We start from the raw sequence: 17899 nt of genomic DNA on the forward strand, positions 1-17899 counted from the left end.
ACAGCACACCATGCCATGGCGGTCGGGCTCCATGCCGTACATCTCTCCCACCTGCCGAACGGTGATGGCGGACTTGATCTTTTGATATAAGCTCAAAATCTCTCCTTTGGTCAAAGGCTCTGGCACGGATCATTTTGATCCCTGCCACGTTCAAAGTCACCGGTGTTCCCCAAATGGGAACTTCGGTGAAGCCGGTCTCCCTTGCTGCCTCCCGACAGGAAATCTTTTTGGACTCTGTGTCGGCCCTATGCAGGGCGCTCGCTCCCCCGATGGGAGGTCTTGGCGGTCTGGGCAGTTCGGACGGTCATTCTGTTCTCAAGGTTCTGGTATAAAAGATATTTCAGAGGGCTTTCGCGGGAAGCCCTTAATATGTTCGCTGCTGGGGAGTTAATATGTTTTCTTTCTGTCTATAGGATAGCACCTCCATGGCCGCTGTGCCGTATATCCATAATGTCGGAAAACAGGTGCAGAAACTGCAAAATTCCACGCTTATGGACAGGAACCGCCGGAAGTGGTATACTGTGCAAAAAACATCGGAGGTGCGACCATGAACATCAAGCTGACACTGGGAGAACGGCTCAAAGACCTGCGTGTGGAGCGGAATCTGAAGCTGGAAACGCTGGCAGAACAGACGGGTCTGTCCAAATCGGCGCTGTCGAAATACGAGAGCGACGATGTGACCGACCTCAGCATTTATGCGGTGACAACGCTGGCTGGGTTCTATGGTGTGACCACGGATTACCTGCTGGGTGTGACAGAAAACAAAAAACGCCCAGATGCAGTCCTTTCGGACTTGCATCTGAGCGATGGTGCAGTGGACGTATTAAGAAATGGAAGATTCAATCATCGGCTGCTGTGCGAACTGATCGTGCATGAGAATTTCCGGCGGTTCATGACCGATCTGGAAATCTATGTGGATGGATATGTCAGCGCAAACATTCAAAACCTCAATGCTGGGCTGGAAGCGACCCGGCAAATGCTGAAAAAGAAGTATGCAGCAGATGAAAACGATCTATACATGAGCACCTTGAAGCTGGGGCAGATCGATGAAGATGAGTACTTTGGTCGGGTCTTGTATGACGAGTTGGTGGCTATCCTGAAGAACATCAAGACGGAACACCGCAAGGACAAGACCACTTCGGATGGTGCAATGGTCGATAACTTGATGAAGGAACTGGAGGATGCACAGAAACTTGAAGGGTCTGCGGATGAAAAGAAGATCCGAACGGCATTGAAGGCAATCGGCATCAACTACGATAAGCTGACAGAAGATGAAAGAAAGCTGATAAAGAAGATCCTTTATAAAACGGCAATGCTGAAACCGGGGACATTTGCAGGCAACCGGGGCAAGCACAGACGCTGATCATTTGCCCTGCGCCTTATAGGAGAAACGCTGCTGCGGCAGGAAGGAGAACGTACACCATTGGTTCCTCTGAAAGCCTGCGATGGGTGGGCAGAAACCATTAGCTGCCATGCCCATCCGCGCATCCTTCTGCCACAGAACAGGTGCTTGCCGGAACCTCTCGCAGCCCCTTTTCCGCGTCAGCCGGAACCAAGGTGTAACACACTAGACTTTGCAGGCAAAGTCGTGTGCCAACGAGCGTTCCGCCGCTCTTTGGATTCTTCCCGGCAGGGCACTGGAAAATGGGGTACCCTGATGAAAACGGTGGATGGTACACATTCACAAACCCCGAAAGGTGTGTTATTATAGTACCATCAATAAATGGAAGGGAGGGCGGCGGATGTTCAGCATTGCAGGGATTGACCTGTTGGAGCAGGAACTTTTGGACCATGAACGCACCCTCCTTGAGATTTTGCTTCAGGACAAAACCACCAAGAAAAACATCATCTGGGCAACCGATGATTACGCCGAACTGGGCGAACCATACAGCTTCAAAAAAGAAATCCTGCCGGAGCTGGTTACAGGCGAACAGGACAGTCTGATCCAGCCCAGAGTGGAAAAAGCAGTGGAGCATCAGACCAACCGCACCCGTGATAAAGCAGAGGTGTTTACCCCCAGTTGGATCTGCAACGCACAGAACAATCTGGTGGATGAGCAGTGGTTTGGCAGAAAGGATGTTTTCAACATCCAGAAGGAGATGTCGTGGAAAGCAACGGCTGACAAAATCGCTTTCCCGGACGACCGTCAGCACACATGGCAGAAATATGTGGATGCACAGCGGTTGGAAATCTCCTGCGGCGAGGCTCCCTATCTGGTAAGCCGCTACGATACCGTAACGGGCGAAACCATTCCCATTTCCCAGCGAATTGGCCTGCTGGACCGCAAGCTGCGTGTTGTGAGTGAAAACACGGATACCGAAGAAGAATGGTTCACATGGACAAAGCGGGCGTTCCAGAGTGTGTACGGCTTTGAGTATCAGGGCGACAGCCTGCTGCTGGCACGGGAAAACCTGTTTGTGACCTTCGTGGAGGTTTACCGGGAACGCTTTGGCAAACTTCCCCACCTGCGGCAGATGAAGGTGATCGCCAACATCATTGCGTGGAACCTCTGGCAGATGGACGGCACAAAGTATGTGGTTCCGGGCAGCTGTAAGGAAAACAAAATTGAAATTATCAGCTGGTTCGGCAGTGAGGAACAAATTGACCTCTGCCCCGGATGCAAAAGCGGAAATATCCGGGCGCACAACGGGATTTACAGCATCATAAAAGACTGGCGTTCCAACCAGACAATGACTTTTCTTTCAATGGTGAGAGGAGGAAAAGCAAGTGGCAGCGTATAAGCCAACCATGTCGTATCGGTTGATTTACATCTTTACGATTCACGATGCCCAGCACGAGGGCTACTGGAAGATCGGAAAGACAAATTTTGACAGCGTGAACAGCTACAAACAGCTTCCGCCCAACTGTGCGGAGCTGAATTGTGCTGCCCGTGACCGCATCGACCAGTATACCAAGACGGCGATGGTTGAATACGACCTGCAATATACCGAGCTGGCACGCAGAACCGTCACCTTCCCGGATGGTACGACCGATACGGAATTGTTCGATGATGACGATGTCCATAACGTGCTGTACAATTCTGGCTTTTCGGCCCGGAAGTTCTCCAATTCCAATCAGGACAGCGAGTGGTTTGAGGTGCCGCTGTCCGTTGCCATTCGTGCGATTCAGGCGGTAAAAGAGGGCCGCACGGCTCTGACCGCTGCCGAAAAGAGTGAGGGGCAGATCAGCTTTCTGCCGCAGACTGTCCCTGCTGCGCCCAAAAAGAGAGCCATTACCCTGCGGGATGAGCAGATGGACTGCGTCAATCAGACGCTGCGGGTGTTCCGCAAGGAAAACTCGATGCTCTGGAACTGCAAGATGCGTTTCGGCAAAACGGTCACGGCCTATGCGCTCATCAAAAAAGCTGGCTACCAGAAGGTGATTGTGGTCACCCACCGCCCAGTGGTGGAAGATGGCTGGCGCAACGATTTTGACCTGATTTTTGGCGAAGGAGACAACCGTGCTTTCCTGAAAAAAGACCGTTTCGATACGGATTCGTCCGTTTACGATGCGGCAATGGATGCACGCAACGATGCAAACCTGACAGCCTACCAGAATTCCGGCAAGGCGTTTGTTTACTTTGCCTCCATGCAGGACCTGCGCGGCTCTCAGCGGGCAGACGGCAAGTTTGACAAGAATAACGCCGTTTTCGATATGGACTGGGATCTTGTGATTTACGATGAAGCCCACGAGGGCACCCAGACCCAGCGAGGGCAGAAGGTGCAGTCTCTGCTGGAAGCGGAAAAGAACGGCAAGGCTCCCAAGGTTCTGCAGCTGTCCGGCACACCGTACAACCTGATGCAGAAGTACGAGAACAACGTCTACACATGGGACTACGTCATGGAGCAAAAGCGCAAGCGGGAGTGGGACACCCTGCACCCCGGCGACCATAACCCCTATGCAGACCTGCCGGAACTTCGCATCCTGACCTTCAACCTTGGGAAAAGTCTGCCCACCTCCTACCGCTACGAGACCTTGGAGATGGCGTTCAACTTTACCGAGTTTTTCCGGGTGTGGACGGGAGACCCAGCACGGGATTTCCGTCCTCTGCCGGCTGGCGCACAGGTGGGTGATTTTGTCCACGAGGCCGATGTGCGCAGCTTTCTGGACCTGATTTCTTCGGAGAACCCGGAGAGCAACTACCCCTACTCCACGCCGGAGTACCGGGAGATGTTCCGGCATACCCTCTGGATGGTTCCGGGCGTGAAAGAAGCCAGTGCCCTGAGCAGGCTGCTGAAAGACCACCCTGTGTTTGGAGCCTATAAAGTCGCTAACGTTGCAGGCGACGGCGATGCCGAAATGCCCTATGACAACGCCCTGACACTGGTAAAACAGGTCATCAAGGCGAACCGCTATACCATTACCATTTCCTGCGGCAAGCTGACCACCGGCGTGACGGTGCCGGAGTGGACGGCTGTGATGATGCTGACCGGGTCGGCAAGCACGGCTGCGTCCGGCTATATGCAGACCATCTTCCGGGTGCAGTCGGCAGGGGTGCTGGACGGCAAACAGAAGGAATGCTGCTATGTCTTTGACTTTGCCCCGGACCGTGCCCTGAACGTGATTTCTGAGGTCAACCGCATTACCAAGCTGGGTCGGACCAACGAGGAGCAGAACCGGGTGGCACTGGGCGAGTTTTTGAACTTCTGCCCGGTGATTGCGGTGGACGGCACCCAGATGACTGCATACAGCGTCTCCAAAATGATGCGGCAGATCAAGCGTCTGACGGTGGACAAGGCCATCAAGAGCGGCTTTGACGATGAATCAGTCTACAAGCAGGACACCGGCATCGTCATGGACGAGGACGATGTGCAGCTGTTCCATACCCTGTCGGACAAGCTCAGCGAGCAGAAAGCCGCCAAAAAGGAAACCAAAGTCCACATCAACCATCAGGGGCTGACGGGCGAGGAATACGAAAAGGCAGACAAGATTTCCAATAAGCCCAAGCGGGAGCGCACCAAAGAGGATGATGACCTGCTCAAGAAACTGCAAGAGCAGAAAAAGGAACGGGAGAAGGTCATCCGGCTGCTGCGGAATGTGTCCATCCGTCTGCCCCTGCTGATTTACGGTGTCAAGGTGGATTTGACCGAGAGCATCAAGATGGCAGACTTCATCACGCTGGTGGATGAGGAATCCTGGCAGGAGTTCATGCCCAAAACCGTGGACAAGCCCCTGTTCCGCAAGCTGCTGAAATACTACGACGAGGATGTGGTCAGCGGGGCGGGTCTGCGCATCCGCCGCATGGCAAAGGCTGCGGACGAGCTGCCGCCCACCGAGCGTGTGAAGCGCATTGCCGAGATCTTCAGCCACTTCCGCAACCCCGACAAGGAAACCGTTCTGACCCCGTGGCGGGTGGTGAACCTTCATCTGAGCAACATGGTGGGCGGCTACTGCTTCCTCAACGAGCAGTTCGATTCGCAGGAGGTTCTGGAGGAGCCTCGTCTGGTAGATCAGGGGCAGGTCACCGAGGACATCTTCCTCAACCCGGAGGCACGGATTCTGGAAATGAACTCCAAATCCGGCTTGTATCCCTTGTATATGGCATACAGCCTGTACGCCATGAAGCTGCCCGGCCCGGAGGACAAGCTGCCGCTGGAGCAGACACAGGCTCTCTGGCAGGAGACCGTGGAGCAGCAGATCTTTGTTCTGTGCAAGACCCGGATGGCAGAAAGCATCACCCGGCGGACGCTGGTGGGCTATCAGGATTGGACGGTCAACACCACCTACATTCCGCACCTGCTGGAACGGATGGAAAACGACCCGCAGCGTCTGGCAAAGAAGCTGCAGCGAACCGATACATGGGGAAAGGAGGGACAACCCATGAAATTTGATGCCATTGTGGGCAATCCGCCGTATCAGGAGGATACAGGCGGCGGCAGCGCAGCCAATGTTGCGGCAAAGCAGGCACGCCCGGTTTATAACCTGTTTGTGGATCAGGCAAAAACCATGCAACCCCACTATATCTCCATGATTATGCCGGCACGCTGGTATGCTGGCGGCATCGGACTGAACGATTTCCGCAATGAGATGCTGAACGATCCGCATCTGATCAGGCTGACGGATTTTGTAAACTCCAAAGACTGCTTCAGTACCGTGGATATTGCAGGCGGCATTTGCTATTTCCTGTGGGATCGGGATAAGGAGGAGGTCTGCGAGGTTACAAACGTCAGCGGTCTGGAACGCCATACCATGCGGCGCAACCTCAATGAATTTGGAGAGATCTTCATTCGGTCGAATGAATCGCTGTCCATCATCCATAAGGTTCTGAGCCGTTCAGAACACTTCCTGACCGATCGGGTGCAGCCCATTGATGCCTTTGGTTTCCCCTCTGCGGCTCGTGGCGAAAAAGAACCCTTTGATGGTTGCATTTCCCTTATTCACAGCCAAGGCACCGGCTATATTAAGAGAAGCGATGTCAAGAAAAATGCGGAGCTGATCGACAAGTACAAGGCAACGATCTCCATTCTGGTTCCCTGCAATGGTGAGGTTGGCATTGACCCGTCCAAGGGCTATAAGGCCATCACAACACCCCGGATTGAGGTTCCGGGTGAGGTGAACACCTTCTCCTATCTGGTTCTGGGTGCATTCGATAGCGAAGCAGAAATCAAAAACTACAAGCAGTATCTGATGTGTAAGTTTACTCGCTTCATGCTGCGTCTGACCTATTCTTCCATGCACATTGCAAGAGCAAACTTTGTCTTTGTGCCCGATCAGGATTTTACGGAAGAATGGACGGACGAAAAGCTGTACAAGAAGTACGAGCTGACGGAAGATGAGATTGCGTTTGTTGAGAGTACGATTAGAGTGATGGAGTAAATATAGAGGAATCTTATGCACGTTCGACCGCAGATTGTTTATAAGTATAAATCAATATCTACACAGACTGACTTTAATCGTGTGGTAGATATTATAAAAAATAATCATATTTATTTGCCAAAGCCTTCTATGCTGAATGACCCCATGGAAGCAAATGCCTTACAAGTGTATTTGGATTGTATGGGGGCTGGATATACGCTTGCTTGTGGAAAAATACATCCAATTGTGGAAGATAGGAAAAATCAGTACAGAGTTCTCTCTGTTTCTGCAATTCCAAACTCTCCTATTATGTGGGCGCATTATGCGAGTGGCTATTCTGGCTGTTGCTTGATTTATTCAACAGAAAAAACTTTTTCTGAAATAAAGCCTGTGATTTATACAGATATTACATTTGATTTGTTTGACATAGACTTTATGGATGATGAAATGTCAGAAGCGATTGAAGAATCGCTCTGCTTTAAGCATAAAGATTGGGCGTATGAAAATGAATGGCGGTTAATTCAAAATGAAGATGCCGGATTTTTGAATTATGAAGCGTCAGAATTGGTTGGAATTATTATCGGCGAGAATATGAGCTTGGATAAACGAAAGGTGCTGGTCAAGCTCTGCAAAGATAAAAACGTCCCTTGTTTTCGCACCTATACGATGAAGAGCTGGAATGAAATTGGTTTTGCCCCGTATGATTTTGTTGAATCACTGGGTGGAAAAGAGTACGAATATATTACGCCGGGAGAAATGGAACGGTATATTCAAGAAGGGCTGGAAAATGGAAGATGTTCCAATAATGAAAGAATGATTTTCAATGCGTTAAATGAAAAAGTATTACGAAGAGAGCATTATTAAATAAACTGGATTTCTGAAATGCAGGGAGAACGAAAATGAAACCTGTTGAAGCAGGGTTTGATTGGGGAATGTTTTGGCAAGCTGCAAGCGCGATTGCCACTGCTGTTGCCGCAATTATAGCACTTTGGCAAACAAGGTATCAAAATCGCAAAAAGGTTAAGATTACGTTCAACGAAAGCGTAATTTATGCGTTTGGTGGTTCTTTGGAACTTGCAGATAAATGCCAGTATGTATCGCTCGATGTTGTAAATACTGGAAACCGAAAAATCATTATCAGCAGTTATGGCATAAAACTTCCAGATGGTTATAAATGGGTTATACTCCAAGAGCCAACACCAGCAGGAATTACTAAGCTCCCGGCAGAACTAGATATAGAACAATGCGTTTCCTTCGCGTGGAAAAAAGATAAGTTTATAATGCAACTTCAAAATTTGAGTAATTATCCAAGAGATAAAAAAATTCCGTTCTTTGTTCAAGATACGGCTGGAACGTACTATATATTCAAATCACCCAAAACCATTCAGCAATATTTAGATGAAGCTGAAAAGCATAATAAAAAAGAGGGGAGGTCCCAACCATGACCGAACAAGCGCTCCGCAAAATGATTGCTGCCGGGGAAAGCACCCGGCAGGAGTTTAAGTCGTGGGTGAAGTGCAAGGACTACCGGCAGCGGAAAGAGCTTGCGGTGAAAAGTGCGGTTGCGCTGGCAAATACAAAGGGCGGCGTTCTGCTGTTTGGCGTGGAAGATGACGGCACCATTACGGGCTGCCCCAAGAGCGACCCGCAGGCACTGATGGAAGCCATCTACGATATGACCCGGCCCAGCCTGTTTACCGAAATCGAGCCGGTGGAAACCGCTGACGGTGTGGTGCTGGTGGTATCGGTGGAGAAATCCAATTCTCATGTTGCCACCACCGGCGGCATCTATTACAGACGGCTGGGGAACGTGACAAAGCCCGACTACCCGGCAAACGATGTGTACTCCCCTGCCGATAACCCGGATTTTTCGGCAAAGATCGTGGAGGGCGCAACCGAAAGCGACATTGACCTGCTGGAAGTGTACCGCCTGAAAGAGAAGCTGCGGATTCGGGATGCAGGCTCTGCCCTGCCGGACTTGGCAGATACCACCTTTCTGGACAACCTGAATCTGATCCGTATGGACAAGGACGAAGTGCGTGTGACGGTGGCAGGGCTGCTGTTTGTGGGCAAGGCGGCATCCATTGCACGGCTGCTGCCGCAGGCAGAGGTGATCTACCTCCATTACAGCGACGAAGCGCAGACGGAATACGACAACCGCATGGATATGCAGGAGCCGGTGATCTCGATTCTGGATAAGCTGACCGAGCGCATCCGCACCTATAACCGCCTGACCAATGTGCAGGTGGGGCTGTTCCGGCTGGAGGTGTACGATTTCTCCGAAGCGGTTTTTCAGGAGGCTTTGCTGAATGCGCTGGCGCACCGCTCCTATGAGGATATGGCACCGGTCTACGTCAAGCACTACCCCACAAAGATCGTGATTGAGAACCCCGGCGGCTTTCCGGGGGACATCAACGAAAGCAATATCATCACCCACCAGTCCATTCCCCGGAATAAGCTGATCGCCATGACTCTTCAGCACCTGAAATATGTGCAGCGTTCCGGGCAGGGCGTGGACATCATGTTCCAGAGTATGCTCACCGAGGGCAAGCCCTACCCGGAGTACGCCAGCACGCCCAACTCCGTCCGGCTGACCCTTCGCAGCACGATGGAGAATCAGAGCTTCGTGCGTTTCATCGCAGAGACGCAGGATAAGCGGTCCAAGATGTTCACGCTGTCGGAGCTGATGATTCTGCACTATCTGCGGGAGCACCAGAAAATCACCCTGAAACAGGCGGCAAAGACGATTCAGGAAACCGATGACAATGCCCACAAGGTTCTGAACGCTCTCCGGGACGAAGGGCTTCTGGAACTCAACGGCAAGACCTATATGCTGTCCCTCAAGGTCTACGAAACGGTGAAAACCGATGTGGCCTATGTGCAGGATAAGACGGTCAGCCAGATTCAGGCAAAGGATCGGATTCTCGAATATCTGAAGCATAAGCCGTCGATTACAAACCAAAAGGTACAGGAGCTGTGCGGATACACAAAAGATCAGGCATACCGTATCCTCCGAAAGCTTTTAGAAGAAGGGAAGATTGAAATAAAAGGGGCAGGGCGCGGAAGAAGCTATTGCTTAAAAGAAAATCAGCGATAAAAATGCGCGCTGCGCGATTATTGCGCGCAAAGAAATCCGCGATTTTCTTGGGAAAGGACGGAAAATGACTGCAATTCGATAAAAACAGAAATCGTTAATCGCGCGCTGAAACGCGCGCCGCGCGATTAGCATTTTTGCCGCGCGTTTTCTGCGGCTCAATTCTCCGGCCTGCCGTGGTCGCAGCCGAGAGAAAGATAACGCTCTATCTCCCCTCTCAGCACCATCTGTGCATACTCCAGTGGCTTATTATACAGCAGCCAGTCCAGCTCCGCCCGCTGTGCCGGGGTGTTGCCGTACTCGTCCTCCACGGCGATGCAGTCAATGGCAAGAGTGGTGCCATCCTCGAACCGGGCTTCTACCCGGTTGGTGTCCATGTTGTAGCGGCAGGAAAGCAATTTCGTCATAGTCGTATCCTCCAAGACTTAATTTTTGGTGTGCGGTCACTCGAACCAATGCCGTCAAGTCGTTGTCGGATGAAGAAGTTTTTTGGTTTGTCTGGGAGTAAGTGTACAGGCGGCTTTGCTTATTCTATCAGTGGCACCCGCCCCCGCAGTGGGAGCCGCAGCTGTGGCCCTCGTCGTGGTCGTGGTGGGTGCAGTGGATGTCCGGGTCGAAGACCAGCTTTCCGGCCAGATAGTCGGCCACAGCAGCGTCTGCGGCGCCGGAAAGGCCGCCGAACAGCTGGATGCCTGCCTGCATCAGTGCTGCCTGCGCACCGGTGCCGATGCCGCCGCAGAGCACAACATCTGCGCCATGCTGTACGAGGAAGCCCGCCAGTGCGCCGTGGCCCTGACCATTCGTCGGGATGACCTCGGTGCGCAGGAGCTGGCCGTTTTCGGCCTCATAGAACTTGAACTGTGCGGAGCGGCCAAAGTGCTGGAACACCTGACCGTCTTCGAACGGGACTGCGATTTTCATGAGAACGTCTCCTTTACTGCTTGTTTTGTACAGCCTCCCGGATGCTCTTTGCCAGCTTTTTGGCGTCCAGAGGCTTGACGAGACGGCCATTCATACCGACCTGATGGCAGGACTGGGCGCACTCGTCGGAGGCCTGTGCCGTCATGGCGAGGATGGGAACGGTGGCGGCGTCGGGCCGGTCGAGGGCGCGGATGGCCCGGGACGCCTCGAAGCCGTCCATCACCGGCATCATCACATCCATGAGGATGGCCTGATACCCGCCCGGCGCACTGGCGGCAAAGCGCTCCACGGCTTCCCTGCCGTTCCATGCCTTGTCCACCGCTGCGCCCTGACTGGTGAGCTGGAACTCGGCCACTTCCATGTTGATGTCGTTGTCCTCCACCAGCAGGATGTGCATCCCGTCCAGCCGCCCGTTGTCGGTGGGCTTGAGCTGGGGCTTTGCGGCGGCATTCTTGTCCAGCAGGAAGGGCAGCTGGAAGGTGAAGGCAGTCCCCTCCCCCAGCTGGCTCTCGGCAGAGATGCTGCCGCCCATCTGGCTGACCAGCTCCTTGACGATGGACATTCCGAGGCCGGTACCCCTGTACTGGGTGCGGGCGTCGGCGGACTCCTGGGTAAAGGGCTTGAACAGCTGGTTCTCCAGGAAATCCCGGCTCATGCCGATGCCGGTGTCCGTGATGCGGAACTCGTACCACACGGTGGTGCCGTCGCAGGAGAGCTCCCTGGCGTAGGTGTCGATGGACCCGCCGGGCTTATTGTACTTGATGGCGTTGCTGAACAGGTTCACCATGATCTGCCGCAGCTTGAGGGAGCTGCCCACGAGGGCGGTGTGCTGGACGTTCTCCCGGTGGCGGCGGTGGGTCAGGCCGTCCTTTTCTATCTGTGCCTCCACCAGCGACGAGACGTCGTGCAGCAGCACCTCGATGTCAAAGGGCTCCTGTTCTATCACCATCTGCCCGGCTTCCAGTTTGCTCATGTCCAGCACGTCGTTGACCAGTGCCAGAAGATGGTGAGCGGAGAGGTCTATTTTATCAAGGCAGCTGTCCACCTTCCGGGCATCGTCCCGGTTGGAGCGGAGGATGTCCAGCATACCGAGAATGCCGTTGATGGGGGTGCGGATGTCGTGGCTCATCCGGTTCATGAAGGCGGTCTTGGTTTTGCTGGCCGAGTCGGCTTCTTCAAAAGCTTCTTGCAGGCGCTGATTCTCGGCCTGCTCCTGTGCATGGAAGATGGAGGTATCCCGGAAGAGGATGATACCGTGGATGACCGGCATCTCCCGCCCGGAGGCCGCATCAAAGACGGTATCCTGCGCCATGAGGACGGTCTTCTGGAGCCAGACCGGCTCGCCGCAGGAGGTCTGTTCCCGGTACTCCACTGTCACGTACTTGAAGCCCGAGTGGAAGCGCTCCAGCAGTTTTGACGCCGTGTCCATGATGCGGTAGTTTTCCAGCGTCTCAGGAGTGACGAAGTGACGGCGCTGGGCGCAGTAGTCGTCGTAGGAGCAGGGCAGCGTCATCTGCAGATCGAACTGCCGCAGCGCGGTAGTCCGGTAGAAGATCTGCTCGAGCTGGCCGTGGGTCAGGTCCACAGTGAACAGGGCGTCGTTTGCGTCGATGAGGGCATCCACATAGTTGTCGTTTTCCAGCAGGGAGTGCTTCATCTGCTCGTAATACTGGGTCAGGGGCTGGCGCTCGTCGAAGGCGGTGCTCTTGTCCCGGAAATACTCGAAGCCCACGAGGAAGTGGTGCAGCCGCCCATGGAGGTCGGCGTCGCAGAACAGGAGGGTCAGCCGCCCGCGCTGGGTCACGCCGTCGGTCTCAAAATCCAGCTCAAGCTCCTGCTTGGGGTGCTCAGCACTGAGGGCAGCAGACAGCGTGCTCAGCTGCAACGCTTCCCGCATTGTCTTGCGGGTGGCGGAGGCGGCGTACTCGTCCACGATCTGCTCCACTGCACCCGAATAGCTGCCGTTGTCAGCAAGGAAGAAGCCCGATGAGGTGCGCAGGACGCGGTACTGGTCCAGCAGGGCGTCGCAGTAGAGGCAGTTCGAGAACTGATACCCATGGGCGTTGACCCAATGCAGAAGCTGCTGGTTCTGCAGTTTCTGGGCCTCGGCCTCCTCACGATTTGCACGGTTTTTGTCCACATACATATTCTTGTCGGCGTGGCGGAACAGCTCCCGCAGGGTGCTGCCCTCGAAGTCGCTGGCGATGGCGCAGCCTGCCGCATAGCTCAGGGGCATCTCGGGGTGCTGGCGGGAATACTCTGCCGTCTGCGCCCGGATGCTGCGCAGCACATCCTGTGCGCCGTCCCAGTCCACGCCGTAGAGGATAGCGATGAACTCGTCGCCGCCGTCGCGGCCCACGAAGTGCTGGGATGGCACGGCCAGACGCAGCTGTTCGGCAAAGGAGCGGATGTACTCGTCGCCCTTGTCGTGGCCGAGGTTATTGTTGACGGTGCGCAGGTTGTTGAGGTCAAAGACGCAGAGCGCCGTGTTCCCGTCCGGCGGGTCGGGCGCGTCCAGGAGCTCTTCGCACTTGTTCTTGTTGGGCAGACCGGTAGCCTCATCGAGGTAGACTTTGCGCTGCAGAATGCGGTTCATGGCCGCGTACCGCAGGGCCTTGAAGATCTGATAACCGAACAAAAGCAGCAGCCCCACGATGTCCGCGAGGACGACTTTTTCCAGAAAGTCGAGGGCCGTGGCCCGCTTCTGGGAGTAGACCTCGGCCAGGTTGGTGGCCTCGTCGCAGGTCTGGAAGAAATGCTCGCTCTTGGCGATGATGGCTGTCTCGGTGTAGCCGCGCTGACGGACAAGGATGAGTTCGTTTCTCAGGTCGTCGAATTCGCTGGAAAGAGCGGTCATCTTGGCCTGAAAATCCGCGTCGTCCAGCTGCACCAGGTCCAGCTCGCTGCTGCCGAAGCGGAGGCCTTCGATGTAGGAGGCCACATCGCCGAGGAGATCATCTTCCGGCGTGCCGGAAATTTCGAGCTTGACGATGCGCTGGGTCTTGCCGCGCACGAGGCCGGCATAGTTGACGACGCGGGCCGTACCCTGTATCTTGCCTACCAGCACGAGGACACCGAAAAACAGGCTGATAAGGATGGCTGTGAGAAGGACGGTGAAAAGCTGGATGATATGCCCGAACCGGGAAGAATCATTCTTCATGATGCAAACTCCATTCATAGCGCAGGAAATCAGTCGTTTCCCCACTATTATAATGTATTTCAGAGAGCGCTTCAAGTTTGGAAATGGCTGTGGGAGCAAGCCGAGTTATGACGGGATTTGTTGATATTTGTCAGATGATATGTTGAAATTTCACAAGTGGTGCGGGTCTGCCGCGGCTCATAGTTCTCCGCCTTCGAGCTTTCTGCGCACCTCGTGGAGCGAAGCACACTCGCAGGTATAGATCCTGCGCATCTCGTCGGTGGCGGGCGAGAGGTCGGGGACCATCACGGTGACAAAGCCCCCTGCCGCGCCGGCCCGGACGCCGTTGTAGCTGTCCTCGAGCACCATCGTCTTTGCAGGCTCGGTGCCGAGTTTCTGCGCTGCCAGCAGGAAGATGTCCGGCGCGGGCTTGGAGCGGGTCAGATGCTCGCCCGAGATGACGGCCTTGAAGTAATGGCCGAGGCCCCAGTGTTCCAGATGTCCCTCGATGACGGTCATGGGGCTGGAAGACGCCACCGCCATGGGGATGTGATGTTCGTCCAGCCAGGCCAGAAGCTCGTCGTGGCCGGGCATTTTGGGGACAGGCTTGTTGAAGGCTTCATAGGCCAGCCGGTACAGCTCCTCCACGATGCCCATGGCGGGGCAGTCCTCGCCGTAGAAGCGCCGCAGCACATCGCAGCTGCCGGCCTTGGTGGTGCCGCGGGCAGCCTGCGAGAGGCCATCCTTGCAGGGCAGGCCGAATTTTGCCAGTGCCGGCTCCCAGCAGATGTTCCAGATGCGCTCGGTGTCGAACATCAGCCCGTCCATATCAAAAATAACACCCTGTATCATAACGCAAGCTCCTTTTGGCGAAAAATCTACATATATACTCTATTGTACCATGTTTTTCCGCTTTTGAACACCGATAAGGTCATAATTTGTGGCAACTTGACTGCCCCAAAGATGAAACATTTTTCGGTTGCTTGCAAATCCGTTTCACGGCATTATAATAGAAAACAACATTCGGCATATTTGGCGCAGGGCGTGCAGCCCGCGCGGCGCTGTGTGAGATCAGAAAAGAGGGAAATTTATCATGTTGGACATCAAGATCACTCGTACTACCTGCCCGAAGGAAAAACCGCAGGACGAGTCTAAGCTGGGTTTTGGCAAGAAGTTCACCGATCATATGTTCGTTATGGACTACACCGAGGGCGAGGGCTGGCATGACGCCCGCATCGTCCCCTACGCACCCTTCCAGCTGGACCCTGCTACGGTTGTGTTCCACTATGCACAGGAGATCTTCGAGGGCATGAAGGCTTACCGCACTGCGGATGACACCATCCAGCTGTTCCGCCCCGAGTGCAACGCAAAGCGTATGCAGGACTCTGCTGACCGTCTGTGCATCCCCAAGATCCCTGTTGAGGATTACATCCAGGCCGTCGAGGCTCTGGTGGATGTGGAACGTGACTGGGTGCCTCACTCTGACGGCGCTTCCCTGTATATCCGTCCCTTCGTGTTCGCAAACGATGTGGGTCTGGGCGTTCACGCTTCCAAGCACTACATCTTCTGCATCATCTGCGCTCCGTCGGGCGCTTACTACGCCGAGGGCATCAACCCCGTGCGCATCTACGTCGAAGACGAGTACATCCGTGCCGCTCCCGGTCTGACCGGCTTCACCAAGTGCGGCGGCAACTACGCTGCTTCCATCAAGGCCGGCGAGCTGGCTGAGGAGCAGGGCTACGCTCAGGTGCTGTGGCTGGACGGCGTCGAGAAGAAGTACGTCGAGGAAGTCGGCAGCATGAACATCATGTTCAAGATCGACGGCAAGGTCTACACCGCCGCCACCGTCGGCACCGTCCTGCCCGGCGTCACCCGCCGCAGCTGCATCGAGCTGCTGAAGGACTGGGGCTATGAGGTCGTCGAGGGCAAGCTGGCCATCGCCGACATCATGCAGGCTGCCCGCGACGGCAAGCTGGAAGAGGTCTTCGGCACCGGCACCGCCGCTGTCGTCTCCCCCGTCAAGGAGCTGGTCTGGAAGGGTGAGCACGCCTACATCGGCGACGGCAGCATCGGCCCTGTCACCCAGAAGCTCTATGACACCATGACCGGTATGCAGTGGGGCAAGATCCCCGATACCAAGGGCTGGATCGTCCCTGTGGAGAAGAAGTACTAAGAGCTGAAAGGCTTATAAACGCCGCCCGGCTGTACGCCCGGCGGCGTTTGCTGTATCCGGTGCGGATTGCAATTCTCTGCCGCGGGTGATACACTTAAAGTACACCTGAAAAACGAGAGGGAATGAGAAGATGATAAAGAAGTGGAGCATCCGCTACCCCGCTGTGGGCGGCGAAGAAGAGCGTCGGGCCTATGTCTATCTGCCCACCATGTACGAGGCTGACCCTGACCGGCGGTATCCGGTGCTGTATATGTTCGACGGGCAGAACGTGTTTTTCGACGAGGACGCCACCTACGGCAAGAGCTGGGGCGTGGCCGACTATCTGGACTACACCGATACGCCCCTCATCGTGGCGGCGGTGGAGTGCAACGCCGGTGCCAATAATGAGCGTCTGGTGGAGTATTCGCCCTACCGCTTCGACGATAAGCAGTACGGCCACTTCGACGGCAAAGGCAAGGACACTCTGAACTGGTTCGTCCACGAGTTCAAGCCCTACATCGACGCCAACTACCGCACAGAGCCCGACCGGGCTCATACCTTCATCGGCGGCAGCTCCATGGGCGGCCTCATGAGCCTGTACGCTCTTTTGCAGTACAGCGATGTGTTTGGCCGTGCGGCGGCGCTCTCGCCCTCGCTGTGGGTGGCTCCGGAGGCGCTGACGGCGCTGGTGGGCCGCTGCAAGCTGGCCCCGGGTATCGTGCTCTACATGGATTACGGCTCCAGAGAGATGGGCAACCACGACGGGATGCGGAAGGGCTTCGGCGAGATGTGCAGCAAGATCTTTGCCCGGGGCATCAACCTGACGGCCCGCGTCGTGCCGGGCGGCAACCACAGCGAAGCCAGCTGGGAAAAGCAGCTGCCCTTTGTGTTCCACACCCTGATGTACGAGCTTGATTGAACCAAACTGAGGAGGAAAGCATATGGAGATGCAGTATTTCAAGGAATACAGCCCGGCGCTGGGCCGGGAGATGGAGTGCAAAGTCTACGGACACGGGGGACGGCCCATGCTGTACATCCCCTGTCAGGACGGCCGCTTCTTCGACTTCGAGGACTTCCACATGGCCGACACCCTTGCACCCTGGATCGAGTCGGGCCAGCTCATGGTCATGTCCATCGACACGCTGGACAAGGAGACCTGGTCGGACACCAATGGCGACCCTTACTGGCGCATCCGCCGGTATGAGCAGTGGCTGCATTATATCGTGGATGAGGCTGTCCCCAAGCTGCGCTATCTGTCCAAGGAGCGCAACGGCTGGGATGACCTGCCCGGCGTCATCGCCTTCGGCTGCAGCCTCGGCGCGACCCATGCGGTCAACCTTTACCTCCGCTGGCCCGACATCTTCTGCGGCTGTCTGGCCCTCAGCGGCATCTACACCGCCCACTACGGCTTCGGCGACTACATGGATGAGCTGGTGTATATGAACTCTCCCGTGGACTATATGCGCAACTTCCCGGAGGATCACCCCTATATGGAGCTGTACCGGAACCAGAAGGCTGTCATCTGCTGCGGTCAGGGCGCATGGGAGCAGCCCGACACCACCTGGATGCTCAAGCGCATCTTTGAGGCAAAGAACATCCCTGTCTGGGTGGACCTGTGGGGCCACGACGTCAAGCACGACTGGGATTGGTGGTATAAGCAGGCGGTTTATTACATGCCGTATATTTTAGGGTGAAAGAAAACCTCTCCGTCACGCCTACGGCGTGCCACTGCCCGGGTTGCGGCTCCCAGCATCTGCTTCGGCCCTTGGTGCGGGCCTCGCATCCTGCTGGCCGCGGC

At 55.2% G+C, this 17899-nt stretch carries 13 protein-coding genes; 9 read left to right on the top strand and 4 right to left on the bottom strand.

The features are described from left to right. Positions 1–547: 547 nt before the first annotated feature. The 6 genes from AAAU26_RS11885 to AAAU26_RS11910 all read left to right on the top strand — a co-directional run bounded on the left by AAAU26_RS11885 (position 548) and on the right by AAAU26_RS11910 (position 9892). Positions 548–1363 carry a helix-turn-helix domain-containing protein gene (locus AAAU26_RS11885; RefSeq protein ID WP_227619619.1) on the top strand — a complete coding sequence of 272 codons (816 nt, stop codon included), beginning with the start codon at positions 548–550 and terminating at the stop codon, positions 1361–1363. Between the two features lie 379 nt (positions 1364–1742). Continuing rightward, positions 1743–2741 (top strand): restriction endonuclease subunit M, encoded by a 999-nt coding sequence (locus tag AAAU26_RS11890; RefSeq protein WP_227619620.1) that lies wholly within the window; start codon positions 1743–1745, stop codon positions 2739–2741. Further along, on the top strand, positions 2728–6816 hold the full coding sequence (locus tag AAAU26_RS11895; protein ID WP_227619621.1) for an Eco57I restriction-modification methylase domain-containing protein: 4089 nt from the start codon (positions 2728–2730) through the stop codon (positions 6814–6816). The genes AAAU26_RS11890 and AAAU26_RS11895 overlap by 14 nt, the downstream gene beginning before the upstream one ends. Before the next feature lie 15 nt (positions 6817–6831). After that, entirely contained in the window at positions 6832–7659 is an 828-nt protein-coding gene (locus AAAU26_RS11900) for a DUF2971 domain-containing protein (RefSeq protein WP_227619622.1), read from the top strand. Positions 7660–7694: 35 nt separating this feature from the next. Next, entirely contained in the window at positions 7695–8240 is a 546-nt protein-coding gene (locus AAAU26_RS11905) for a hypothetical protein (RefSeq protein ID WP_227619623.1), read from the top strand. Next, on the top strand, positions 8237–9892 hold the full coding sequence (locus AAAU26_RS11910; RefSeq protein ID WP_227619624.1) for an RNA-binding domain-containing protein: 1656 nt from the start codon (positions 8237–8239) through the stop codon (positions 9890–9892). Before AAAU26_RS11905 ends, AAAU26_RS11910 begins: the two co-directional genes overlap by 4 nt. A gap of 155 nt (positions 9893–10047) precedes the next feature. Here the strand turns inward: AAAU26_RS11910 and AAAU26_RS11915 are convergent, their stop codons facing one another. The 4 genes from AAAU26_RS11915 to AAAU26_RS11930 form a co-directional block, all read right to left on the bottom strand. Further along, positions 10048–10296 (bottom strand): DUF6061 family protein, encoded by a 249-nt coding sequence (locus tag AAAU26_RS11915; RefSeq protein WP_227619625.1) that lies wholly within the window; start codon positions 10294–10296, stop codon positions 10048–10050. 127 nt (positions 10297–10423) lie between these two features. Next, positions 10424–10810 (bottom strand): NifB/NifX family molybdenum-iron cluster-binding protein, encoded by a 387-nt coding sequence (locus tag AAAU26_RS11920; protein WP_227619626.1) that lies wholly within the window; start codon positions 10808–10810, stop codon positions 10424–10426. A 13-nt stretch (positions 10811–10823) separates the two neighbouring features. Next, positions 10824–13970: an ATP-binding protein gene (locus AAAU26_RS11925; protein WP_227619627.1), complete on the bottom strand. Its 3147-nt coding sequence runs from the start codon at positions 13968–13970 to the stop codon at positions 10824–10826. A 177-nt stretch (positions 13971–14147) separates the two neighbouring features. Then, positions 14148–14801 carry an HAD family hydrolase gene (locus tag AAAU26_RS11930; protein WP_227619628.1) on the bottom strand — a complete coding sequence of 218 codons (654 nt, stop codon included), beginning with the start codon at positions 14799–14801 and terminating at the stop codon, positions 14148–14150. Positions 14802–15042: 241 nt separating this feature from the next. Here AAAU26_RS11930 and AAAU26_RS11935 point away from each other — a divergent pair, with 241 nt between their 5' ends. The 3 genes from AAAU26_RS11935 (at position 15043) to AAAU26_RS11945 (ending at position 17795) form a co-directional block, all read left to right on the top strand. Further along, a complete protein-coding gene (locus AAAU26_RS11935) occupies positions 15043–16122 on the top strand; it encodes a branched-chain amino acid aminotransferase (protein WP_227619629.1) in 1080 nt (359 codons plus the stop codon). A gap of 130 nt (positions 16123–16252) precedes the next feature. Beyond that, positions 16253–17020 carry an alpha/beta hydrolase gene (locus AAAU26_RS11940; protein ID WP_227619630.1) on the top strand — a complete coding sequence of 256 codons (768 nt, stop codon included), beginning with the start codon at positions 16253–16255 and terminating at the stop codon, positions 17018–17020. Positions 17021–17042: 22 nt separating this feature from the next. After that, positions 17043–17795, top strand: coding sequence for an esterase family protein (locus AAAU26_RS11945; RefSeq protein ID WP_158395667.1), 753 nt, complete (start codon positions 17043–17045; stop codon positions 17793–17795). Positions 17796–17899 lie beyond the last annotated feature (104 nt).

Source organism: Faecalibacterium longum, from assembly GCF_040094125.1.
GTDB lineage: Bacteria > Bacillota > Clostridia > Oscillospirales > Ruminococcaceae > Faecalibacterium > Faecalibacterium longum.

Coding starts and splice junctions, on each gene's coding strand:
- AAAU26_RS11885 (WP_227619619.1), top strand. CDS start 548: ATGAACATCAAGCTGACACTGGGAGAACGGCTCAAAGACCTGCGTGTG.
- AAAU26_RS11890 (WP_227619620.1), top strand. CDS start 1,743: ATGTTCAGCATTGCAGGGATTGACCTGTTGGAGCAGGAACTTTTGGAC.
- AAAU26_RS11900 (WP_227619622.1), top strand. CDS start 6,832: ATGCACGTTCGACCGCAGATTGTTTATAAGTATAAATCAATATCTACA.
- AAAU26_RS11905 (WP_227619623.1), top strand. CDS start 7,695: ATGAAACCTGTTGAAGCAGGGTTTGATTGGGGAATGTTTTGGCAAGCT.
- AAAU26_RS11910 (WP_227619624.1), top strand. CDS start 8,237: ATGACCGAACAAGCGCTCCGCAAAATGATTGCTGCCGGGGAAAGCACC.
- AAAU26_RS11915 (WP_227619625.1), bottom strand. CDS start 10,296: ATGACGAAATTGCTTTCCTGCCGCTACAACATGGACACCAACCGGGTA.
- AAAU26_RS11920 (WP_227619626.1), bottom strand. CDS start 10,810: ATGAAAATCGCAGTCCCGTTCGAAGACGGTCAGGTGTTCCAGCACTTT.
- AAAU26_RS11925 (WP_227619627.1), bottom strand. CDS start 13,970: ATGAAGAATGATTCTTCCCGGTTCGGGCATATCATCCAGCTTTTCACC.
- AAAU26_RS11930 (WP_227619628.1), bottom strand. CDS start 14,801: ATGATACAGGGTGTTATTTTTGATATGGACGGGCTGATGTTCGACACC.
- AAAU26_RS11935 (WP_227619629.1), top strand. CDS start 15,043: ATGTTGGACATCAAGATCACTCGTACTACCTGCCCGAAGGAAAAACCG.
- AAAU26_RS11940 (WP_227619630.1), top strand. CDS start 16,253: ATGATAAAGAAGTGGAGCATCCGCTACCCCGCTGTGGGCGGCGAAGAA.
- AAAU26_RS11945 (WP_158395667.1), top strand. CDS start 17,043: ATGGAGATGCAGTATTTCAAGGAATACAGCCCGGCGCTGGGCCGGGAG.